General features: G+C 63.2%; 21 protein-coding genes and 1 pseudogene. 11 read left to right on the top strand and 11 right to left on the bottom strand.

The genetic code is table 11. From position 1 onward, the window contains the following. Positions 1–34: 34 nt before the first annotated feature. A complete protein-coding gene (locus LDO27_RS08630) occupies positions 35–289 on the top strand; it encodes a uracil-DNA glycosylase family protein (RefSeq protein WP_224041155.1) in 255 nt (84 codons plus the stop codon). Positions 290–648: 359 nt separating this feature from the next. On the opposite strand, the gene LDO27_RS08625 is transcribed toward LDO27_RS08630, so the two are convergent. The 6 genes and pseudogenes from LDO27_RS08625 to LDO27_RS08600 all read right to left on the bottom strand — a co-directional run bounded on the left by LDO27_RS08625 (position 649) and on the right by LDO27_RS08600 (position 6439). Then, positions 649–2046 carry a hypothetical protein gene (locus LDO27_RS08625; RefSeq protein WP_224041153.1) on the bottom strand — a complete coding sequence of 466 codons (1398 nt, stop codon included), beginning with the start codon at positions 2044–2046 and terminating at the stop codon, positions 649–651. A 3-nt stretch (positions 2047–2049) separates the two neighbouring features. After that, on the bottom strand, positions 2050–3210 hold the full coding sequence (locus LDO27_RS08620) for a UvrD-helicase domain-containing protein (RefSeq protein WP_224041152.1): 1161 nt from the start codon (positions 3208–3210) through the stop codon (positions 2050–2052). An 18-nt stretch (positions 3211–3228) separates the two neighbouring features. Continuing rightward, positions 3229–4647 (bottom strand): protein kinase domain-containing protein, encoded by a 1419-nt coding sequence (locus LDO27_RS08615; RefSeq protein WP_224041150.1) that lies wholly within the window; start codon positions 4645–4647, stop codon positions 3229–3231. A 362-nt stretch (positions 4648–5009) separates the two neighbouring features. Continuing rightward, a pseudogene (locus LDO27_RS08610) lies at positions 5010–5318 on the bottom strand (peptidylprolyl isomerase); the annotation flags it as partial. Positions 5319–5342: 24 nt separating this feature from the next. After that, positions 5343–6236: a molybdate ABC transporter substrate-binding protein gene (modA, locus tag LDO27_RS08605; protein ID WP_224041148.1), complete on the bottom strand. Its 894-nt coding sequence runs from the start codon at positions 6234–6236 to the stop codon at positions 5343–5345. After that, positions 6233–6439, bottom strand: a complete 207-nt coding sequence (locus LDO27_RS08600) for a DUF6494 family protein (RefSeq protein WP_224041146.1) — start codon at positions 6437–6439, stop codon at positions 6233–6235. The genes modA and LDO27_RS08600 overlap by 4 nt, the downstream gene beginning before the upstream one ends. Before the next feature lie 100 nt (positions 6440–6539). Here LDO27_RS08600 and LDO27_RS08595 point away from each other — a divergent pair, with 100 nt between their 5' ends. Continuing rightward, positions 6540–7106: a molybdopterin-dependent oxidoreductase gene (locus LDO27_RS08595; RefSeq protein ID WP_224041144.1), complete on the top strand. Its 567-nt coding sequence runs from the start codon at positions 6540–6542 to the stop codon at positions 7104–7106. A gap of 101 nt (positions 7107–7207) precedes the next feature. Here LDO27_RS08595 and LDO27_RS08590 read toward each other — a convergent pair whose 3' ends face one another. The 5 genes from LDO27_RS08590 to LDO27_RS08570 form a co-directional block, all read right to left on the bottom strand. Continuing rightward, positions 7208–8002: a peptidylprolyl isomerase gene (locus tag LDO27_RS08590; protein WP_222201113.1), complete on the bottom strand. Its 795-nt coding sequence runs from the start codon at positions 8000–8002 to the stop codon at positions 7208–7210. Positions 8003–8006: 4 nt separating this feature from the next. After that, entirely contained in the window at positions 8007–8306 is a 300-nt protein-coding gene (locus LDO27_RS08585) for a BolA family protein (RefSeq protein WP_224041142.1), read from the bottom strand. A 57-nt stretch (positions 8307–8363) separates the two neighbouring features. After that, a complete protein-coding gene (locus LDO27_RS08580) occupies positions 8364–8903 on the bottom strand; it encodes a septation protein A (RefSeq protein ID WP_224041140.1) in 540 nt (179 codons plus the stop codon). Between the two features lie 106 nt (positions 8904–9009). After that, complete coding sequence (msrB, locus tag LDO27_RS08575; RefSeq protein ID WP_222201110.1) at positions 9010–9423, bottom strand: peptide-methionine (R)-S-oxide reductase MsrB; 414 nt, start codon at positions 9421–9423, stop codon at positions 9010–9012. A 46-nt stretch (positions 9424–9469) separates the two neighbouring features. Then, entirely contained in the window at positions 9470–11053 is a 1584-nt protein-coding gene (locus LDO27_RS08570) for a protein adenylyltransferase SelO (protein ID WP_224041139.1), read from the bottom strand. A gap of 267 nt (positions 11054–11320) precedes the next feature. Between LDO27_RS08570 and LDO27_RS08565 the strand changes: the two genes are divergently transcribed. The 9 genes from LDO27_RS08565 (at position 11321) to LDO27_RS08525 (ending at position 22729) form a co-directional block, all read left to right on the top strand. After that, positions 11321–12946 (top strand): 3-(methylthio)propionyl-CoA ligase, encoded by a 1626-nt coding sequence (locus LDO27_RS08565; RefSeq protein WP_224041138.1) that lies wholly within the window; start codon positions 11321–11323, stop codon positions 12944–12946. Positions 12947–13095: 149 nt separating this feature from the next. Continuing rightward, complete coding sequence (locus tag LDO27_RS08560) at positions 13096–14334, top strand: branched-chain amino acid ABC transporter substrate-binding protein (RefSeq protein WP_222201107.1); 1239 nt, start codon at positions 13096–13098, stop codon at positions 14332–14334. 234 nt (positions 14335–14568) lie between these two features. Beyond that, the gene (locus tag LDO27_RS08555; protein WP_222201106.1) at positions 14569–15516 is read left to right on the top strand and encodes a branched-chain amino acid ABC transporter permease; all 948 of its coding nucleotides are present in this window, start codon (positions 14569–14571) and stop codon (positions 15514–15516) included. Positions 15517–15521: 5 nt separating this feature from the next. After that, a complete protein-coding gene (locus tag LDO27_RS08550) occupies positions 15522–16835 on the top strand; it encodes a branched-chain amino acid ABC transporter permease (protein WP_224042492.1) in 1314 nt (437 codons plus the stop codon). Further along, on the top strand, positions 16832–17617 hold the full coding sequence (locus LDO27_RS08545; RefSeq protein ID WP_224041137.1) for an ABC transporter ATP-binding protein: 786 nt from the start codon (positions 16832–16834) through the stop codon (positions 17615–17617). Before LDO27_RS08550 ends, LDO27_RS08545 begins: the two co-directional genes overlap by 4 nt. Beyond that, positions 17617–18330: an ABC transporter ATP-binding protein gene (locus LDO27_RS08540; protein ID WP_224041135.1), complete on the top strand. Its 714-nt coding sequence runs from the start codon at positions 17617–17619 to the stop codon at positions 18328–18330. The genes LDO27_RS08545 and LDO27_RS08540 overlap by 1 nt, the downstream gene beginning before the upstream one ends. Before the next feature lie 351 nt (positions 18331–18681). Further along, the gene (locus tag LDO27_RS08535) at positions 18682–20763 is read left to right on the top strand and encodes a 3-hydroxyacyl-CoA dehydrogenase NAD-binding domain-containing protein (RefSeq protein ID WP_222201103.1); all 2082 of its coding nucleotides are present in this window, start codon (positions 18682–18684) and stop codon (positions 20761–20763) included. A 45-nt stretch (positions 20764–20808) separates the two neighbouring features. Continuing rightward, a complete protein-coding gene (gene pncA, locus LDO27_RS08530; protein WP_222201102.1) occupies positions 20809–21477 on the top strand; it encodes a bifunctional nicotinamidase/pyrazinamidase in 669 nt (222 codons plus the stop codon). A gap of 73 nt (positions 21478–21550) precedes the next feature. Then, positions 21551–22729 carry an acetyl-CoA C-acyltransferase gene (locus LDO27_RS08525; protein ID WP_222201101.1) on the top strand — a complete coding sequence of 393 codons (1179 nt, stop codon included), beginning with the start codon at positions 21551–21553 and terminating at the stop codon, positions 22727–22729. The last annotated feature ends 108 nt before the right edge of the window (positions 22730–22837 follow it).

The raw sequence follows: 22837 nt of genomic DNA, 5'->3' as shown, positions 1-22837 counted from the left end.
GGTCGAGGTTTGTGCGCATTGGCTGTAAGAGGAGATGAAGCAGGTTCGTCCGGCCGTGATCGTTGCGTTGGGCGCCACGGCGCTACGGGCCATTGTTGGGCGCAAGGTTGATATGGGGAAGGCGATAGGCGCGCCGATTCGGCTTGGGAACGTTTGGGTGCTTGTTACCTGGCATCCTTCGTATGCGCTGAGGGTGGGGGATGCGATTGGGCGGAAGGACGTGGCTGGAGCCATTGCCGATACGGTGGGGCGGGCTGACTTGCTGGCAATGACGGCAGAGGATATCTGATCGTGAGCAGTATTTTCGGATGGCAAAGCGGGGAGGGGACACCGTTCAAAGACCGCCTCGATCGTCTACTTCTCACCCGAAGCCGCCTTCGCATCACCACCGTAGCTGTCTGCCTGATTGCGTTTCCTGCCGGCCGTTGCGGTGCAGCGACCCCATGTCGCTGCTCTTAGCCGTCATCCGAAAGCATGGCTGTCGCGGATTCGACGGCCGGCTTTAAAGGTACAGCCGACACGGGCATGGGCCGCTGCGGACTGTCTGGTGCCCGTTGAAGGCGAATCGGTGCCTCGGCCCCCCAGTCGCCGCTCGCGGCGTTTCGACACCCATGTCGGCGCCTTGGCGGAGTTCGAGCGCACCCAAAACTAGATATTTCCTTTGGTCCGCTTTGAGCGACTCCGTGGGGAAGCGGGAACCGTCTCGAACAATTTAGCCTGGCGGTGTTCGTCACGGGTGAGCGCCTCAGCCTTGGCCGCCAACTTGATTAGTTGAGCGAAGATGTCTAGCGTCTGCTGAGAGGTGATCCCGGCGAGCTCGGCAGGCACCGGCATTTCCCTGGACTCTGTCGCGGTGGGGCTATGCCCAGCTGCCATGCGCAGTTGGCAACTCGCACCGGGTACCACCTCTACTGAGAGAACACGTTGCGCCAGCTTCGGAATGGCCGAAAAATAGCTATCTTCGAACGTAGAGGCGTACCACGCATACTCAGTCCAGCACAGGTCAAAGCCGGCAGACTCGTCCCATCGAAACTTGCTACGTAGTTGTCTTTCGACGCCTTTTGCTGCGCGTGCCCACGTCGCATCCCAGTGGGCTGAGCCAACGAGGCCGGCAAGAAGTCCAAACCAAATTGGACCATACGGGAACGCTTCAAGGTTCCTTCTGACCAGGAACTCGTGCGAAGTGCTTCTTCCCACGAGGAATGCTGCCACGGCAAGAACCGAAGAGCAGGCCGAGCTGCATCGTATTTCGGCCGGCTGCTTCTTCAACTCTTCTATCAACGCGTTAAACGCGACAACTCGCTCCTCGATGGAATCGCTATTCAGGTTGTGCGCACGTGAGAAGTAGTTGAGTTGTGAACTAGAACCGGCATCTCGAAGAAGCGCATGGAAGACCAAGTCGATTGCTTCCTCGTGACTAAAGACCTGATGTCCTGCCCGTTTTGCGACTGTCCAAACGGGCTCCAGGTCTTTCACCGAAACATGCCGGCGCACAAACCGCTGGTCCAACTCCAACGCCTTCAGACGTTGGATACATACGGCCAATGCCTCCTTTGAACCGTACGTGAGATGCGTACGAGCCACCGCAGTCGAGAAGCAGCCGGCAGCTCGCGAAAGCGGTAATTTGCTCAGATCAATGTCGGTGTCGCCCTGCGCGATAATTTCTCCAGTGATGAGCGACGCCCATCGGTCCTCTCTACCGAATTCTTTGGGATCGCCTTTGTAAAACGCGCTTTCACCGAACGCAGACCAATCCGCCCATGTCAAAACACGTGCAAACTGGCTTAGGGGGAAAATCTCAGGAGAATTAACTCTCAGCCAAGAAAGAATTTCAGATTGAGAATCGTCGTCGAGCAACACCATGCCCGGCGGTGTGTAGCTGCGATTCCATCTATCTTCTGCATATCCAACGCCGATGGCGTCCAATCCCAGGCGGAACTGATTGGGGGGTTCCAAAGAAAGCCCGTATTGAGGTCGATTCGCGAACAAAGCGTCCGACAATTCTTCTCGGGCAAACAGACGCCACGTGAGATTTTTGATACTCATGAATTAGTCCGTGTCCGGGAGAAGATCTTCTAGGGTGAACGCTGCGGGTTCTGCAAACGCATGCTCCAACTTCACTGTCGTGTCAGCGGACCTGTACGCGTTAAGGGACGTCTTGGCGCGCGTCACGCCTGTATAGCTGAGACGAGTTCGCTGCAGGCCGGGCGTAGCCAACTCTTCAATCCCGAACATATGAACAGCGCGGAATTCTGTTCCCTTTGACGAATGGAGAGTCATCACGTGAATACGCTTTCCGTTTGTGAACCGTGCATCCGAGTCGACGCCGTACACGCTCACTGTATCGGACAGGTCTGTTTCGTTAAATCGAGCGCGAAGCTCATGAAGCGTTTCGGTCCTGCCGCAAAAGATGCCAATGCTGTCCCCTGTATAAGCGTCCAATTGTATTCGCAGCAATTCCACCATACGCGTGAATTGAGCGTCCCGACTCTCTTTTGGATGCAATTTCGCGCTCGACTCGCCATACAGCTTCATGTCATAGTTAGAGGAATTTTCGAGCGACTTCGTTCCGTCGTCCGGAGGCTGCAGCCGGTCAGCGACGCGCGCGATCTTATGGCCTATGCGGAAATGTCTGTCAAGCCGATGCTGATTCAAGCCCAGCTTGTCGGCCACCGAAAGGCCGTCGCGCTGATAAATTCCCTGCCTTTCGTCACCGCAAATGCACACGTTATCACTCAGGGATAGCAGCGCCTCAAGTTCCCCCGCAGTTAAGTCCTGTGCTTCGTCGACGAATATGCCACTGTAAATCTTCTTTGTTCCGAGCCGCTCATTGGCCTCGACAAGGGCCTCCAAAATCTTCAGGCGATTATTCTCATCAAAATCATCCTCCTTGTCGATTGGGGAGTAGCCGAGGGTGTCCCGAATGTGCGCCAAGGCCCAGGAATGAAAAGTCTTTATCTGAGACTGCTGAAAGTGCTCCGGCATCTTGATGCCACTTCGTATAAATTCTGCGAGAGTTCGGGTGTACGTGATAATCAAGACATTCTTTTCCCCTGAGCCAGCAAAGACTTCTGCCCTTACGAGGAGCAAATTGGTCTTGCCCGACCCCGGCGGGCCGACCAACGAGTACCGACCTTTGGCAGGCAATCTGATGAAGCTCTTTTGATCTTCATCCATTTGTTTGAAAGAGCGAAACCAACTGCCTTGCATAAGCATTTCCCGTTATGACTAGATCTGAACAGTTTTGCCGCCGACGAGCGGCGCCCCATCCTGTACATCAATGAGGTCTAGAGCTGAGCCTATTATCTTTGCAATGTCTTCAGACAACGCGACAGCCATTTCTGGCTCCCCTTCATTAATGGAGACCTGCTGCACCAGCTTGCGCGCATCGTTACGGAAATCCGGTGCTTGATCGCCATAGACCAGACGCCCCTGAAGAGAGATGTTGGCTGATCGCTCGTGAAGTTCTTCCAGCCAATGAATCTCGAGTAGGCACTCGATTTGGTAGTTCCCCTGTGCCGCGAAGTTGAAGACGACGCTCGGCGGTTGTCCTGGCTCGGACTGATGAAGAGTGATCGGGAGGTCCGTCCGACAGATAGGAATGAGCTCGTTGCGTATCGCTGCAGACAGGCGCTTTACGTATTCGCTTCTATCGAAGTCGAGGCGGGTTGCGGCCGCCTGACGCGCATTGTCGCCAGCCGTTGGGGTGCGCTTTGCAATGCGGCCGGCGAGCGCCGTTAGCGGGTCAGACGCCCCCTCCAGGCGGAAGTCGTCCCAGCCGACCAAATTCAATCGGCTGTCCAAGTCTTTCACCAAGCATCGGCCAGCAAGAGCTTTCAAAGGAAGCAGACGATTCGGCCTGTCATCGGCGAAAGACGGCCGCTTCGTCAGAACCGCCTTGGCAACCAACCATCGATTCTTGAGTTGCATCTCATGATGGAAGATGGGTTTCTTCATGATCAAGTCATGAAGCACTGCCCCTACCTGATAGAAGTTGAGGCCTCGCCAGAGTCTTGGGGAGGGCTCATCCAGGCGGAAAAGGTATTCGGGCGAACTGTATTGAGCTGTTGCTAGGAAAGGTCGCGCCTTACCATGGTCAGTCCCGGCAGCATCCGGCGCTTCGTCAGTTTCCATAAGGCGCGCCACGCCCAAATCGAGAAGCTTGAGTTGCGCGAAATCTGGAGAGACATGAATGTTCTCAGGTTTGATGTCGCGGTGTACGATATTCTGTGCCTCCAGAAACCGGACCGCGTCGACGAGCTGAGTAATTAATGGGATTACCTTGTCGTCCGGTACATCAGCTAGACACTTGTCCAGTGGTGGCCACGCTAGGTACTCCATTTCCATGATTGCCGTACCTTCAGCTTCTTCGACCCGGTACGTTTGTACCAACGAAGGGCACAGATGACCCATCGTGGAGCGCTGAACGTCGAGGCGCTTTCTGTCGGCTGCCGCACTCTCCCCTTCGAAGAAGGCGGGATTGAACGCCTTGAACGCGCGCGGGCCGTCTTTGCTTTCCACCTTGAAGATGGCCGCAGACCCTCCAGAGGTTATGTACTCCGGCTGCCCGTATCCGGTGAGATGCGCCAGATGCCTTATCAGGCGCTGCTCAATGTCCTTGATGACCTTCTCTTCCAATGCAGGCATTTGCCCTCTCTCGTGCGGAAATCTATGCCAAATACCTTTCGAGCCCGTGTGGCTGAACCTTGCTTTTCGGGAAGTTGCTTGCGATGAGTCTGATGCGGCACTTTACCAGATGCTTTCTCATGGGAGGAGGTCTCGAACCACATAGTCGCCAGAGCACCTGGCAGCTGTTCAAACCACGGTCCGTCCATTGCCAATCAGGTCGTCCCTGGCTCGACAAATGGGTGACTGTGTGTGGCCGGGGGCGGTCATTTATTCTGCCCGCCATCAACGCGACTTTCCGCCAGGACGGCCTTTCAACGCCTGCATTTCGCGCGGTCATGTGGCAGCCTGATGAGGCCTAGCTTATCCCGCAGCGACTTCCCAGTCATGGCAGCCGAGAATTCCGGCACATAGCTGCCGCTATTGGCCCAATCCTGATCGCCGCCATTGGCTGCCGAGCCCGAGTCCTTGGACGAGGCTTTCGCCATGTCTTCGAACTTCGCGCCGCCCTTGATCTTGGCGATGATGGCCTTGGCTTCGTCCTCCTTCTCGACAGGATGTGGCTGACGCGGTATTCCTTGCCGTTGCTGAACTGGGACTTGATTTCCTCGTATTGCTTGCGCAGTTCGTCGTCGCTGGCGCCCTTGGTGTGGCCGTACTTGTCGAAACCCGATGCCGGCCAGTACGTTCAGGAGCTGCCCATTGACAATATTGGCCTACTTCGCCGGATTAAACCCATGCCGCCGCGGTATTTCCATCCCAGCAGGGCTTAACACGAACTCCACGAACTTGCTTCCTGAGGCAGACGTAGCCTGCTCTCCAATGCCATAAGCGCTCCGCACATTGAGCGCCTCCGGAATCCGGAGGACCGCCAGCGGTGGCAAAGCCGCCTTGGCGGTAGCCGCATTCGTGCAGTACATGAGATAGACGTCGGCCCGGTCGTCTTGGAACGCAGCGATATAGGGTGATCTTTCGGATGGCGAAGGGACGGTAGCGCCCGATAGTTTGAGGGCCTTGGTGTTCATCGCCTCATAGAAGCCGGGCCGCTGCTTATCCGCGTTGCGGAAGAACTGCCATGTGTAATCGCCCACCGGGTCTGAGACGGGCGTGGAGGTCGCGACTCTGACTTCCGGTTTCGACAGTACCTCAAGCATGTTCGCTTCTGTCACGCCAAGCTTGGGGCACGTCACGACGCACAGGTCGTTGTAAGCAAAGACGATCGAGCGGGCAAGCAGCTGTTTGCCGGCCAGTACACTGGTGTGTTCGACCGATGCCGACGCAAAGACGTCGATCGGTCTGCCGGCCTCGATCTCGGCGCGAAGCTTTCCCGATAGGCCGAAAGATGGGGAGATTTCTGTGCCCGTCTGACGGTGGAACGAGGCGCCTAACTCGTTCATGACATCGCGCAAGCTGCCGGCGGCCAATACGGTGAGTTTTTCGCCCATGGCGGGTTGCGCTTGAACACGTGGGGAAATGGCCGCCGCCAGTACCGTGGCGAGGATGGCGACGGTACGGAGGAGACGACGTGGGATGCGTCCATATGCGATCGCGGCGGTCGAGGCTTTTTGCCTCATCGCTTGATGCGGTGTGCGGGCGGCCATCGCGATCATTCGAGCTTGATCGTTCCCTCGAATTTGACGTCCAGTTGTATGTCCGCGATATTGAGCGTCATGGTGGCAGGGAATGTTTCATTTCCCTGGATGGTTTTCTCGGCCAGCGCTCGTGCCACTGCCTTTTCGATTTCGCCTTGGGAGCTGACGCCGACCATCTTCAGGAACTTGCGCAAGCTGAGATTGAAAGTCTCTTCGTTCATGGTGCATGCCCTCCGGAGTTGGCTCGATTTGGGTATTTACTTTACGTCAGGTCGGTGCGGAAGGCATAGGGCCTGCGCCTCACGACAATACGGGGACACGATGCGACTGAATAACCTGATCACGAGAGTCGGCCTGGCTAATACTCGTCCCGTCCGGCGTCTTGTCGGGGACGCATTGCTGTCGGCGGCTTGTCTGGCCGGTATGCCCGTGATGGCGCAAGGCGCCGATACGCTCGAGGTGAAGGGGGCGCTGCTGATGGCGCGGTCCCTGACGCTGGATGACCTCGGCCAGTTGCCACAAACGGAAATCGTCGAAACCCGCTCGATCGGAGCCGGACCGCAGCCGGAAACCACGCAAGTGAAGTGGGGCCGGGTGTTGTTGCGGGACATTCTGCTCTCCGCTCGATTCCCGGACCAAGGGCGGCGCGATGCAGTGCGCACCGTCGTCGTTGCGCGCGCCTCGGACGGCTACCTTGCGGTATTCAGCTGGGGAGAGCTGTTCAATTCCAAGGTGGGCGATAGCGTGCTGGTGGTGACATCCATGAATGGACAGCCGCTTCCGCCAACGGAAGGACAGTTTGCCTTGCGAGCGCTTTCCGATACGCGGCCCGGGCCCAGGCATGTCCGCTTGCTGACCCGGATCGAGGTGCTTGCCATCAGCCAATAGGGCGCGTCCGCGGCATACGCGCACGAACATGGGAAGCCCATAAAAAAACCGGCGCCAAAGCGCCGATTTTCCATTCTCCCGCAAGAGCAAGCAGCCAAGGCTTACTTAATCTTCGCCTTATCCCTAAGCGACTTCATCATCGCCTGGAACTGCTCCCGCTGCCAATTCTGATCGCCCATCAGCATCTGCTGCAGCTGCGGCTTGACCTCTTCGAACGAAGGAATCTTGGTCTCGCGCTCGTCCACCAGCTTGATGATGTGCCAGCCGAATTGCGACTTGACCGGGGTCTCGGTCATCTGGCCCTTCTTCAGCGATGTCATGGCCGCCGAGAACTCGGGCACATAGCTGCCGCTGTTGGCCCAGTCCAGATCGCCGCCATTGGCCGCCGAGCCGGGGTCCTTGGACGAGGCCTTGGCCATGTCTTCGAACTTGGCGCCGCCCTTGATCTTGGCGATGATGGCCTTGGCTTCGTCTTCCTTCTCGACCAGGATGTGGCTGACGCGGTATTCCTTGCCGTTGCCGAACTGGGACTTGATCTTCTCGTATTGCTTGCGCAGTTCGTCGTCGTTGGCGCCGTTGGTGCGGACGTAGTCTTCGAACACGGCGCCGGCCAGTACGTTCAGGCGGGCTTGTTCGAGTTGTTCCTGGACGTCGTCGCGCTGGGTGACGCCGCGCTTGTTGGCTTCCTGGATCAGCAGTTCGCGGTCGATCAGCATGTCGCGGCCGCGGTTGCGCAGTTCGGGGGTGTCGGGCTGTCCCGTGCCGGCGATCAGCTTGTCGAGCTTGGCCGAGGGGATGCCCTTGCCGTTGACGACGGCGGCATTCTGGGCAAATGCGGGCAAGCTGCCAGCGGCAAGCACAGCCGCCAGGCTGAACGAGAGGACGGTGGTCTTCATGGAATCAGTTCTGAGAAGTCGGAGAATTGCTTGATTGAAATTCTTGGGCGGTGAATGCCGACACTGCCAGCGCATGGATCTGCGTGGGGAACAGCGTGCGCAGCGCATCATACACCATGCGATGTCGGGCAACCCGGGCCGCGCCGGCGAAGCGTTCGCTGACGATGGTGACGTGATAATGCCCGCCGCCGGAGGCCGCGCCGGCGTGGCCGGCGTGCAAGGCGCTGTCGTCGCGAACGGCAATATGGGACGGGGAAAGGGCGCTGCGCAGCAGCGCTTCAATGGTGGCGGGTTCGGCTGCCATGGAATGTACGTCGTGTCCTGATAAAGCGATGAATACGGCTCGGATAATGCCGCGCGGTCAATCCTGCGACGATTCCTGCATGTGGCGCGACAGCCAGAGGCTTTGCGCCAGGATAAAGACGAGCATTGCGCCCATGCTGCCGAACAGCTTGAAATTGACCCAGGCGTCGGTACTGAAGGTATAGGCCACCCACAGGTTAAGTACGCCCATTACGCCGAAAAATGCGGCCCAGGCGAGATTGAGCTTGCCCCAGACCGGGTCCGGCAGCTTGACGCTCTTTTCCATCATGGCGCGAATGAGGTTCTTGCGCCAGACGGCGACGGAAACCAGCAGGGCGCCCGAGAACAGCCAGTACAGCACCGTCGGCTTCCACTTGATGAACGTTTCGTTGTGCAGCAGCAGGGTGGCGCCGCCGAATACCACGATGATGACGAGGCTGATCCACTGCATGGGTTCGACCTTGCGGTGGCGGAACCACACCCAGCTGATCTGGAGAATGGTGGCGACGATGGCGACCGCGGTGGCGGTAAAGATGCCGAACAGCTTGAAGGCGACGAAAAAGAGGATGACCGGGAAGAGGTCGAACAGGAATTTCATGCGTGGGGGGCGGTGTGCCGTTCCGTGGATCGGGCATCCGTCCCCGCGCGGGCGGGGCGGACAGGTTTGTGGGAACGCACGGCCAAAGGCGGGGCGTTCCGCTCTTTCAACTGTTCTCGCCAGCCTCCGGCTCGCGATCGTCGAATTTTAGCGCAGCCGAGTTGATGCAATAGCGCAGGCCGGTGGGGGCGGGGCCGTCCTCGAACACGTGGCCCAGGTGGCTGCCGCATTCCTTGCAGCGGACTTCCACGCGGATCATGCCGTGGCTGCGGTCGGTGACTTCCTCGATCACCTCGCCGTTGATGGGCCGGTAGTAGCTGGGCCAGCCGCAGCCGGCGTCGAACTTGGTCAGCGATTCGAACAGCGGCGTGCCGCAGCCGACGCAGCGGTAGATGCCGGCGTCCCAGTGGTCCCAGTAGCGGCCGGTGAAGGCGCGCTCGGTGGCGGCCTCGCGGGCCACGCGGTATTCCATGTCGGAGAGTTGCTCGCGCCACTCGGCTTCGGTCTTCTTGACGGTCATGATGCGGGTTCCCTTTTTCGGTCGTTGATGCCGGACGATGGCGCCGTCAGGACGAGCAGCTGACTTCCAGCCCCGATGCCCAGTCCGGCGGCAACGCGGCGTAGTGCTCGGCGTCGGGCTGCTCGTCGAACGGGCGGGACAGCACGGCCAGCAGGCGCTCGACCTCGCTGAAGTCCTTGTCCCGCGCCTGGCGGATGGCGGTTTCGGCGAGGTGGTTGCGCAGCACGTATTTCGGATTGACGGCCAGCATGGCGGTGGCGCGGGCGGCGTCGTCCGACTGCTCGGCGCGCAGCCGGGCGCGGTACTGGTCGGCCCAGGCGTCCCAGGCGGCGCGGTCCATGAACAGGTCGCGCACCGGCGCGTCGCGCGATCCGTCCGCACTGGATATGCGGGCGAGGTTGCGCCAGAACAAGGTGTAGTCCGCGCGCTGGGTATGCAGCAGCTTGAACAGGTCCGTCAGCAGCGGCTCGTCGTCCTTGTCGTCGGCGCCCAGCTTGCGCAGCCCGAGCTTGTTGCGGTACTGGGCGAAAAAGGCCTCGGCATAGCGGGTGCGGAAGGGCTCCAACGCTTCGTGCGCGGCATCGACGGCGGCTTCCTTCGCGGCTTCGGTCGCGCTCCCGTCGTCCCCGCGCTCCAGCCACAGCGGCAGCAGCGCCTGGGCCAGGCAGTGCAGGTTCCAGAAGGCGACCTGCGGCTGTTGGCTGTAGGCGTAGCGCCCCTGCGTATCGGAGTGGTTGCAGATGTGGTTGGCGTCGAAGGCGTCGAGGAAGCCGAAGGGGCCGTAGTCGATGGTCAGCCCGAGGATCGACATGTTGTCGGTGTTCATCACGCCGTGGCAGAAGCCTACCGCCTGCCACTGCGCCATCAGGTCGGCGGTGCGCACCGAGGCTTCGCGCAGCAGGGCGAGGTAGGGCTGGCCCGACTCGCGGCACTGGGGCAGGAAGCGGTCGATCACGAAATCGGCGAGCTGGCGCAGTTCGTCCACCTGGTCGCGGGCGGCGAAATGCTCGAAATGGCCGAAGCGGATGAAGGTGGGCGAAAGCCGCGTCACCACGGCGGCGGTCTCGATGGTTTCGCGCCGTACCGGGGCATCCGAGCCCATGATGGCCAGCGCCCGCGTGGTGGGGATGCCCAGGGCCGCCATGGCCTCCGAGCACAGGAATTCGCGGATCGAGGAGCGCAGCACGGCGCGGCCGTCGGCCATGCGCGAGTAGGGCGTCATGCCGGCGCCCTTGAGCTGGATCTCGATGGGCCCGGACGCGGTCTTCGCTTCCGCGAGCCGGATGGCGCGGCCATCGCCGAGCTGGCCGGCCCATACGCCGAACTGGTGGCCGGAATAGACGGTGGCGAGCGGGTCGGCCCAGTCGGGCACGTGGCTGCCGGCCAATGTCTCGACAAAGGCCCGCTCGCCCAGTTGTTCGGGCCGCAGGCCCAGCAGCTGCGCCGCGGCCGGCGCGACCCCGACCAGATAGGGCGAGGGCAGCGGCGTGGGGCGCAGGCGGGTAAAGAACCGCTCGCCCAGATCGCCGAAGCCCGCCGCCACCTCGAATGGAATTTGCGGCTCGCTGGCCGGCTTGGTGTTAGCCGCCGGGGGCGTCAGGCTGGAAGCTGGGGTGGGTTCAGTGGGCATCGCGGTAGACGGTAGGGGCCGGAGCGGGGCGGCGGTGCAGCAGGGCGGGATGGTCCGGTCGCCTGTAAGTGCGCTTGCAGGCTAGGGAAAACGACATGTTGAGGCGCAACATGGCTGGCAGTATTGTACTTGCACGCCGCGCTTCACCTGGTCTGACCGCTGCGCTGGCCGCGGCGTTCCATGCGTCGACGGGACCAAAAATAGAACGCCTGTTCGCTTTCGGAGCCGGCGCTGACAAAAGTACAGCAAAGTACAGGAGACCAGTCCATGGCATTGATGGGACAAATGATGGGCGAGCCCTTGCTCATTTCCTCCATCATCAAGCACGCCGCGCGCCACTATGGGACCACGGAGATCGTGTCCCGCCGCACCGAAGGCGACCTGCACCGCTATACCTACCGCGACTGCGAGCTGCGCGCCCGCAAGCTGGCGCAGGCCCTGCAGACCCTGGGCGTGCAGCCCGGCGAGCGCATCGGCACGCTGGCCTGGAACGGCTATCGCCATCTGGAGATCTACTACGCGGTCTCGGGCAGCGGCGCCGTGTGCCACACCATCAATCCCCGGCTGTTCCCCGAGCAGATCGCCTATATCGTCAATCACGCCGACGATCGCTACGTCTTTTTCGACCTGACCTTCCTGCCGCTGGTCGAGGGCCTGGCCCCGCACTGCCCGCAGGTCAAGGGCTGGGTGGCGATGACCGACCGCGCCCATATGCCCGCGGAGCCGAAGGTGCCGCTGCTGTGCTACGAGGAACTGGTCGAGGCGCAGGACGGCAACTACGAATGGCCGCAACTGGACGAGAACAGCGCCTCGAGCCTGTGCTACACGTCCGGCACCACCGGCAACCCGAAGGGCGCGCTGTATTCGCATCGCTCGACCGTGCTGCATTCGTATGCCGCGGCGCTGCCCGATGCGCTCGGCTGCTCGGCCAAGGACGTGATCCTGCCCGTGGTGCCGATGTTCCACGTCAACGCCTGGGGCCTGCCGTATGCGGTGCCGCTGGTCGGCGCCAAGCTGGTCTTTCCGGGCGCCAAGCTCGACGGGGCCTCGCTGTACGAGCTGTTCGAGCAGGAGAAGGTCAGCTTCTCCGCCGGCGTGCCGACGGTGTGGCTCGGGCTGCTGCAGCATGTGCAGGCCAACGACCTGAAGTTCTCCTCGTTCAAGCGGACGGTGATCGGCGGCTCGGCCGCGCCGCCCGCGATGATCCGTACGCTCAACGCGCTCGGCGTGGAAGTGATCCACGCCTGGGGCATGACCGAGATGTCGCCGCTGGGCACCTCGTGCAAGCTGCTGGCCAAGCATCTGGTGCTGCCCGAGGACGAGCAGCAGAAGATCCTGGAGAAGCAGGGCCGCGTGATCTACGGCGTGGACATGAAGATCGTCGACGGCGAAGGCAAGGAACTGCCGTGGGACGGCAAGGCCTTCGGCGACCTGATGGTGCGCGGGCCGTGGGTCATCACGCAGTACTACCGCAACGATGCGTCGCCGCTGGTCGACGGCTGGTTCCCGACAGGCGACGTGGCCACCATCGACCCCGATGGCTACATGCAGATCACCGACCGCAGCAAGGACGTGATCAAGTCCGGCGGCGAGTGGATTTCCTCCATCGATATCGAGAACGTGGCCGCCGCCCATCCGGCGGTGCATATGGCGGCCTGCATCTCCGTGCATCACCCGAAATGGGACGAGCGCCCGCTGCTGGTGGTAATGAAGAAGGCCGGCGCCGAGGTCAGCCGCGAGGAACTGCTCAAGTTCTTCGAGGGCAAGGTCGCCAAGTGGTGGATTCCGGACGACGTGGCCTTCGTCACCGAGATTCCGCTGACGGCCACGGGCAAGATGCAGAAGCTCAAGCTGCGCGAGCAGTTCAAGGACTATCGGCTGCCCGGGGCCTGACCCCGGCGGCGCGAGCGGCATCCACGGCGCGGCGCGCCCCCGCACAGGCGGGGCGCGCGGCGCCGGGACCGGACGGGAAAGGGGCCGGCACAGGCGTCTCCCGCCAATCGAAGCGAAAGCCAACGATCAAGAGAGTGAAGGAGACAACCATGATCACATTGCGTCCGCTCGTCGCCGGCGTGGCCCTCGTTGCCGCGCTCGGCTCGGGCGCCGCCGCGGCGGAGACGGTAAAGATTGCCTTTATCGACCCGCTTTCCGGCCTGATGGCGCCCGTGGGGCAGAACCAGCTCAAGAGCTGGCAGTACGTCGCGGAGATCGCCAACCAGAAGGACTGGGCCGGCGGACACAAGTTCGAGATCGTGGGCTTCGACAACAAGCTCTCGCCGCAGGAAAGCCTGACCATCCTGAAGCAGGCGGTGGACCAGGGCATCCGCTACGTGGTGCAGGGCAATGGCTCGTCGGTCGGACTGGCGCTGCAGGACGCGGTGGCCAAGCACAACGAGCGCAATCCCGGCAAGGAAATCGTGTACCTGAACTATGCCGCGGTCGATCCGGACATGACCAACAGCAAGTGCAACTACTGGCATTTCCGGCTCGATGCCAATTCGGACATGAAGATGGAGGCGCTGACCTCCTTCCTGGCCAAGGATCCGAACGTCAAGAAGGTCTACCTGATCAACCAGAACTACTCGTTCGGCCATCAGGTGGCGCGCGCGGCCAAGGACTACCTCAAGCGCAAGCGCCCGGACGTGCAGATCGTGGGCGAGGACCTGCACCCGCTGGCGCAGGTCAAGGACTTCGCGCCGTATATCGCCAAGATCAAGGCGGCCGGGGCCGATACGGTGATCACCGGCAACTGGGGCAGCGATCTGGCGCTGCTGATCAAGGCGGGCAAGGATGGCGGGCTGAACGCCAACTACTACACCTACTACGGGGCGACCACCGGCGTGCCGACCGCGATGGGCGCGGCGGGTGCGGACCACGTCAAGTACGTGGGCTACTACAACCCGAACAACAAGGGCTTCCGCGGCTCCGAGATCATCGAAGGCTACAAGAAGAAGTACAACGACGACTTCTACGTGATGGCCGCCTACACGGGCGTGGCCATGCTGGGCAAGGCGATGAAGGACACCAAGTCGACCGATCCGGTCAAGGTGGCCAAGGCGCTCGAGGGCATCAAGGTCGAAAGCCTGAACGGCACCGTGGAGATGCGCGCGAGCGACCACCAGGCGCAGCAGCCGCTCAATATCGCCACGTGGACCAAGGTCGATGGCAAGGAAGTGAAGTACGACCAGGAAAACACTGGCTACGGCTGGAAGACGGAGGCGGTCATGGATGCCTCGGTCGGCGCGCAGCCCACGTCCTGCCAGATGAAGCGGCCGTCCTGAACGCGGGCCGCGGGCGCGGCGGGCCGGCCCTTGGGCACGTCGCCGCGCCCGCTGGATCGGCCGCCGTCCGCGGCCATCCGCCTGCGAGCGCTGCGATCCCCATAGACCCGGCCTTGCCATGAGGCCGCGGGGCAGGGGCCGGTGGTATTCTCACCGCCCCGGTGGGTGTCGCTCACCTTCTCCGTCGGGCCGGCGCATGGCGATGCGCGCCGGCGTCAGAATGAAGGACTTGCCTTGGAATTCTTCATCATCTCCCTGCTGAACGGCGTCAGCTACGGGCTGCTGCTGTTCATGCTGTCCTCCGGGCTTACGCTGATTTTCAGCATGATGGGCGTGCTCAATTTCGCGCACGCCAGCTTCTACATGCTGGGCGCGTATTTCGCCTACTCCATTGCCACCAAGATCGGCTTCTGGCCGGCCCTGATCCTCGCGCCGCTGCTGGTGGCCGTGGCGGGTGCGCTGGTCGAGCGCTTCGGCCTGCGCACGGTGCACAAGTACGGCCATGTCGCCGAGCTGCTGTTCACCTTCGGGCTGGCCTATCTGATCGAAGAGGGCGTGAAGCTGGTCTGGGGCCTGGCCGCGGTGCCGTACCGCATCCCCGCCGAGCTGGACGGGCCGCTGTTCTCGGTGTTCACCTCGTCGTTCCCCAAGTACCGCGCGTTCATGATGCTGGTGTCGCTGGCGATGCTGGTGGCCATCTACCTGGTGCTCACGCGCACGCGCATCGGCCTGGTGATCCAGGCCGCGCTGACCCATCCGGAAATGGTGGAGGCGCTCGGCCATAACGTGCCGCGCGTGTTCATGCTGGTGTTCGGCGGCGGCGCGGCGCTGGCGGGGCTGGCGGGCGTGATTGGCGGCAACGCCTTCATCACCGAGCCGTCGATGGCGGCCGCGGTGGGTTCCATCGTGTTCGTGGTCGCGGTGGTCGGCGGCATGGGCTCGTTGGTGGGGGCGTTTATCGCGTCCATCCTGATCGGGCTGCTGCAGACCTTCGCGGTGACCATCGACGCCTCGCTGGCGGGCCTGTTCACTTCGATCGGCCTGACCGTGACCGCGGAGACGCCGTTCTACTCGCTGTGGAAGCTGACGGTGGCCCAGGTGGCGCCGGTGCTGCCCTATCTGCTGCTGGTGGTGATGCTGATATTCCGGCCGCGCGGCCTGATGGGCACCCGGGAGAGCTGATGACCATGGAAACGACGATGCAACAGCGGCGCGATGCCGTGCATAGCGGCCGGACCATGCGCTACCGGCCACTGAACCTGGGGCGCTGGCTGATCTGGGGCCTGACCGCGCTGGCGATGCTGGTGGCGCCGCTGATCTTCTCCGGCGGGTTTGCCATCACGCTGATGTCGCAGATGGGCATCATGATCATATTCGCGCTGTCGTACAACATGCTGCTGGGCCAGACCGGCATGCTGTCCTTCGGGCATGCGGTCTATTCGGGCATGGGCGCGTTCATCTCGGTGCACGTGCTCAATATGGTGGGCGCGGGCTCCGCGTGGCTGCCGGTATCCCTGCTGCCGCTGGTGGGCGGCATCGCCGGCGCCTTCTTCGGCATCATCTTCGGCTACGTGACCACCAAGAAGTCCGGCACCACGTTCGCGATGATCACGCTGGGCATCGGGGAGATGGTGTTCGCCAGCTCGCTGATGTTCCCGGAGTTCTTCGGCGGCGAGGGCGGCATCTCGACCAATCGCGTGGTCGGCGAGCCCTTCCTGGGCATCACCTTCGGCCCGGGCCGGCAGGTGTACTACCTGATCGCGGTCTGGTGCCTGCTGTCGATGGCGGCAATGTTCGCCTGGACGCAGACGCCGCTGGGCCGCATCGCGAACGCCGTGCGGGACAACCCGGAGCGCGTCGAGTTCATCGGCTACAACACGCAGCGGGTGCGCTTCCTCGTGCTGATCCTGTCGGCGTTCTTCGCAGGCATTTCCGGAGCGCTGGCCTGCATCAACTTCGAGATCGTCTCGGCCGAGAACGTCAGCGCCGTGCGCTCGGGCGGCGTGCTGCTGGCGGCCTTCATCGGCGGCGCTGGCTTCTTCTTCGGGCCCATCATCGGCGCGATCGTCTTTATCCTCTTCGCCGTAGCGCTGTCCGACCTGACCAAGGCGTGGCTGCTGTACCTGGGCCTGTTCTTCGTCGCCACGGTGATGTTCGTGCCGGGCGGCCTGGCAAGCCTGCTGATGATGCAGCTGCCGCTGATCGCCCGCCGCAAATTCGGCGCCATGGTGCCCGCCTACCTCAAGTCCGGCGCGGCCGGGATCGTGCTGCTGGCGGCCGTGATTCTGACGGTGGAACTGGTCTACAAGGTGCAGGTCGATGCCGCCAACGGCACGGCGATGACCATGTTCGGCATCGCCTTCGACGCGGCGACGCTGACGCCGTGGCTCGTCGCGGCTGCGCTGTGGGCCGTGGGGCTGTTCGCGTGGCGCATCACCACGCGGCAGGCGCGCGTGGTCTGGGACAGGGTGCAGGCGGAAATGAACGGAGGCGCGGCATGACGGCGGCGGTGGAACTGATCGATGTGCGCAAGAAGTTCGGCCAGACCGAAATCATCCGCGGCGTGAACCTGAGCATCGGCCGCGGCGAGCGGCACGCGCTGATCGGGCCCAATGGGGCCGGCAAGTCGACCACCTTCAACCTGATCTCCGGCCGCTTTGCGCCGACGTCGGGTTCGGTGCGGCTCAACGGCGAGGAGATCGGCGGATTGCAGCCGTTCGTGATCAACCGCAAGGGGCTGTCGCGAAGCTTCCAGATCACCAACATCTTTCACCGGCTGTCGGTGTTCGAGAACCTGCGCTGCGCGGTGCTCTGGTCGCTGGGCTACAAGTATTCGTTCTGGCACCGGCTGTCGGAGCTGCGCGATGCGCGCGAGCGGGCCGACGAGGTGCTGGAGCTGATCGGCCTGCAGCATCGCCGCGAAACGCAGTCCGGCCTGCTGACCTATGCCGAACAGCGGGCGCTGGAAATCGGCATCACCATCGCGGGCGGCGCCGACGTGATCCTGCTGGACGAGCCCACCGCGGGCATGAGCCGCTCGGAGTCGGACCATGCGGTGGAGCTGATCCGCCGCGTCACGGTGGGCAAGACGCTGATCATGGTGGAGCACGACATGAGCGTGGTGTTCGGGCTCGCGGACCGCATCTCGGTGCTGGTCTATGGCGAGGTGATCGCCACCGATACCCCGGAGGCGATCCGCGCCAACCGCAAGGTCAAGGAAGCCTATCTCGGTACCACGCTGGACGAGCCCGCGGCCGCCGGCGCGATGGAAGGAGGGCACTGATGGGCAAGCGCATGCTGGACGTGCAGGGCCTGCACGCCTACTACGGCAAGAGCCATATCCTGCACGGCGTCGACCTGCATATCGACGAGGGCGAAATCGTCGCGCTGCTGGGCCGCAACGGCGTGGGGCGCTCCACCATGGCCAAGGCCATCCTCGGCATGGTCAAGGCCGAGGGCTCCGTGCGCTTTCGCGACGAGGAGATCCTGGGGCGCCGCACGTTCGAGATCGCGCACCTGGGCGTGGGCTACGTGCCGGAGAACCGCGACATCTTCCCCACGCTGACCGTGCGGCAGAACCTGCTGCTGGGCGAAAAGCCCAATCCACGGCAGAGCAAGCCGCGCTGGTCGGTCGACGACATGTTCCGCATGTTCCCGCGGCTGAAGGACCGCGAGAACACCGTGGCCGGCGTGCTGTCGGGCGGCGAGCAGCAGATGCTGACCCTGTGCCGCACGCTGATGGGCGACCCCGACCTGATCCTGATCGACGAGCCCACCGAAGGGCTGGCGCCGATGATCGTCGCGCTGGTGGGCGACTATCTGAAGACGTTGAAGGAGCGCGGCGTGTCCGTGCTGCTGATCGAGCAGAAGCTTGCCATCGCGCTCGACATCTCCCAGCGGGTCTATGTGATGGGGCACGGGCATATCGTCTTCGAGGGGACGCCGCAGGCATTGAAGGCCGATCCGAAGGTGCGCAAGGAGTGGCTGGAGGTGTAGGGCAAGCCCGCTCTAGAGGCGATCCTCGGTCCTGCCCCGGCAGGACTTTTTTACGCGCGGCCTTGCCGCCCGCATGCGGTTTTCCGGGTCGGAATGCACTAGGCTGAATGCTCCCATGCACGGCCCTTATAGGTCCTGCCGGTTGCATCGCAGTCCTTCGAAAATCCAAATTGAACGACCGTTCTATTTTGTGTATGCTTGTTTGGCTCGCGCACCGGCATGCCGCCCGACACAAGGGTTTTCCCGACGGGACGCGCGCCCGGCAGAGCGGACCTCGCGGTACGCCGACGCCAACATAACTATTCGAGAATTCGAATCCCGAGACAACTTCAAGACACCAAAGGAACCAGCATGACAGCGCAGTATCAGGTTCAGGACGGCGTGGCCGTCATCACGCTCGACAATCCCCCGGTCAACGGTCTAGGCCACAGCACCCGGCTGGGCATCGTCGAAGGCATGACCCGTGCGCTGGATGACGAGGCCGTCAAGGCCATCGTCATCACCGGTGCCGGCAAGGCGTTCTCGGGCGGCGCTGACATCCGCGAATTCAATACGCCGAAGGCGACGCAGGAGCCCACGCTGCATTCGGTGATCAAGGTGGTGGAAGGCTCGACCAAGCCCGTGGTGGCGGCGATCCATACCGTCGCGATGGGCGGTGGCCTCGAACTGGCGCTGGGCTGCAACTACCGCGTGGCGGCCAAGGGCGCGCAGATCGCGCTGCCCGAAGTGAAGCTGGGCATCCTGCCGGGCGCCGGCGGCACGCAGCGCCTGCCGCGCGTGATCGGCCTGGAGGCGGCGCTCAACATGATCGTCTCGGGCACGGCCGTGCCGTCGGAGAAGCTTGCCGGCACCAAGCTGTTCGACGAGGTCGTGGAAGGCGACGTGCTGCCCGCCGCGATCCAGTTCGCGAAGAACGCCGGCAATGCCGCCGGCCCGCATCCGAAGGTGCGCGACCTGAAGGTGCGCCACGAGAATGCCGACGGTTTCCTGGCCTTCGCCCGCAATACCGTCTCGGCCGTGGCCAAGAACTTCCCCGCGCCGCTCAAGTGCGTGGAGGCGGTCGCCGCGTCGCTCAAGTCCTTCGACGAGGGCCTGAAGATCGAGCGCGCCGGCTTCATGGAGCTGGTGACCACGCCGGAATCGCGCGCGCTGCGCCATGCCTTCTTCGGCGAGCGCGCCGCCAGCAAGATTCCCGACGTGCCGTCGGACACCCCGGTGCGCAAGATCGAAAAGGTGGCCGTGATCGGCGCCGGCACCATGGGCGGCGGCATCTCGATGAACTTCCTGAACGCCGGCATTCCGGTGATCGTGCTGGAAACCAAGCAGGAAGCGCTGGACCGCGGCGTGGCCACCATCCGCCGCAACTACGAGAACAGCGCCAAGAAGGGCAAGCTGACGGCGGAGAAGGTCGAGCAGCGCATGGGCCTGCTTTCCACCACGCTGTCCTATGACGAGATCAAGGACGCGGACCTGGTGATCGAGGCCGTGTTCGAGGAGATGGGCGTCAAGGAAACGGTGTTCAAGAAGCTGGACGAGGTGATGAAGCCTGGTGCCATCCTGGCCTCGAACACCTCCACGCTGGACGTCAACAAGATCGCCTCGTTCACCAAGCGTCCTCAGGACGTGGTGGGCATGCACTTCTTCAGCCCGGCCAACGTGATGAAGCTGCTGGAAGTGGTGCGCGGCGAGAAGACCGGCAAGGACGTGCTGGCCACGGTCATGCAGGTGGCCAAGAAGATCAAGAAGACGGCCGTGGTCTCCGGCGTGTGCGACGGCTTCATCGGCAACCGCATGATCGAGCAGTACAGCCGCCAGGCGGGCTATCTGCTGGACGAAGGCGCGCTGCCCGAGCAGGTCGACAAGGCCATCGAGAAGTTCGGCTTCGCCATGGGTCCGTTCCGCATGGGCGACCTGGCCGGCAACGATATCGGCTGGGCCATCCGCAAGCGCCGCGCCGTGGACAAGCCGGACATCCAGTATTCGAAGACCGCCGATCTGCTGTGCGAGCTGGGCCGCTTCGGCCAGAAGACGGGCGCCGGCTGGTACGACTACAAGCCGGGCGACCGCAAGCCGTACCCGAACCAGCAGGTCAACGACATGATCGTGCAGCACTCCAAGGACCTGGGCATCACGCGCCGCAAGATCTCGGACGAGGAGATCGTCGAACGGCTGGTGTACGCGCTGGTCAACGAGGGTGCCAAGATCCTGGAAGAAGGCATCGCCTCCAAGGCGTCGGACATCGACATGGTGTACCTGACCGGCTACGGCTTCCCGATCTTCCGCGGCGGCCCGATGCTCTACGCCGACCAGGTCGGCCTGTACAACGTGGCGCTGGCGATGTCGCGCTACGCCAAGGGCTATCACGGCGAAGCCTGGCAGCCGGCACCGCTGCTGACCAAGCTGGCGGCCGAAGGCAAGGGCTTCAACGGCTGATTGATTGGCTGAAGGCACGGCACAGGGCGAAGCGAGGGAGGCGCGATGGCGCGGGAGCTGGAGGACCGGCGTTACGGGCAGGAAGACTGCCTGCTGGTGATCGACGTGCAGAACGACTTCATGCCGGGCGGGGCGCTTGCCGTGCCGCGCGGCGACGAGGTCGTGCCCGTCATCAACCGGCTCGCCCGGGCCTTTGACCGCGTCGTGCTGACGCAGGACTGGCATCCCGCCGACCACGTTTCCTTCGCCGCGAATCACGCGGGCGCCGAGCCGTTCCAGACCCGGGCATTGCCGTATGGCGAGCAGGTGCTGTGGCCCAGCCACTGCGTGCAGGACACCGAGGGCGCCGCGCTGCATGCGGCGCTGGATGTGCCGCACGCCACGCTGCTGATCCGCAAGGGCCATCACCGCGAGGTGGACAGCTATTCCGCCTTCATGGAGGCGGACCGCACCACACGCACCGGGCTCGCAGGCTATCTGCGCGAGCACGGCGTGCGGCGGGTCTTCTGCGTGGGCCTGGCGACGGACTATTGCGTCGCCTGGAGCGCGCTCGATGCACGCGCGGCCGGTTTCGAGGCCGCGGTGGTCGAGGATGCCTGCCGCGCGATCGACCTGGACGGATCGCTCGCCGCCGCGTGGCGCAGCCTGGAGGCGGCGGGCGTGCAGCGCCTGCGCGCCGCCGACCTGCTGAACCCTGCAACCGCCGCTGCCTGAGCCGAAGCAACGCCAAGCCGAACATACCGAACGAACACAGTCGCAAGACAACCGAGATTCCGAGGAGCAAGACATGAACGAGGCAGTCATCGTATCCACCGCACGCACCGGTCTGGCCAAGAGCTGGAAGGGCGGCTTCAACATGACCCACGGCGCGACCCTGGGCGGCCATGTGGTCCAGCACGCCATCGAGCGCGCGAAGATCGAGGCCGGCGAAGTCGAGGACGTGCTGATGGGCTGCGCGAATCCCGAAGGCGCCACCGGCGCCAATATCGCCCGCCAGATCGCCCTGCGCGCCGGTTGCCCCGTGACCGTGCCGGGCGCCACCGTCAACCGCTTCTGCTCGTCCGGTCTGCAGACCATCGCCATGGCCGCGCAGCGGGTGATCGCCGACGAGGGCGACATCTTCGTGGCCGGCGGCGTGGAGAGCATCTCCTGCGTGCAGCAGGAAATGAACCGCCACATGATCAACGAAGGCTGGCTGACCAAGAACAAGCCCGAGATCTACTGGAGCATGCTGCAGACCGCCGAGAACGTGGCAAAGCGCTACAACATCTCGCGCGAGCGCCAGGACGAGTACGGCGTGCGCAGCCAGCAACTGGCCGCCGCGGCGCAGGAAGCCGGCAAGTTCAAGGACGAGATCGTGCCGCTGACGGTGCTCGCCGGCGTGGCCGACAAGGCGACCGGCCAGCTGATGACCAAGGAAGTGACGGTCTCCGCCGACGAAGGCATCCGCGCCGATACTACGCTGGAAGGCGTGTCGAAGATCCGTACCGCCATGCCGGGCGGCGTGATTTCGGCGGGCAATGCGTCGCAGTTCTCCGATGGCGCCTCGGCCGCCGTGGTGATGAACGCCAAGGTGGCGGAAGCCCGTGGCCTGCAGCCGCTGGGCGCGTTCCGCGGCTTCGCGGTGGCCGGCTGCGAGCCCGATGAAATGGGCATCGGTCCGGTGTTCGCCGTGCCAAAGCTGCTGAAGAAGACCGGCATGAAGGTCGAGGACATCGGCCTGTGGGAGCTGAACGAGGCGTTTGCGGTGCAGGTGCTGTACTGCGCCGACAAGCTGGGCATTCCGATGGACCGCCTGAACGTCAACGGCGGCGCGATCGCGGTGGGCCACCCCTACGGCGTGTCGGGCGCGCGCCTGGTCGGCCATGCGCTGATCGAGGGCAAGCGCCGCGGCGTCAAGTACGTGGTGGTAACCATGTGCATCGGCGGCGGCCAGGGCGCGGCCGGCCTGTTCGAAGTGCTGTAAGCCGCGTCGCCGGGGCGCCGCCATGTGGATGGACCTGATCGCGCATGGCAGCGACCTCGGCGATGCCGGCTGAACCAGTCAAGCGCCGCGTGCGAACGCCGGCGCTTT

The organism is Cupriavidus respiraculi, from assembly GCF_914271545.1.
Classification (GTDB): domain Bacteria; phylum Pseudomonadota; class Gammaproteobacteria; order Burkholderiales; family Burkholderiaceae; genus Cupriavidus; species Cupriavidus respiraculi.
The sequence above is the reverse complement of the archived record's forward strand: the minus strand, read 5'-3'. Positions and strand labels throughout refer to the sequence as shown.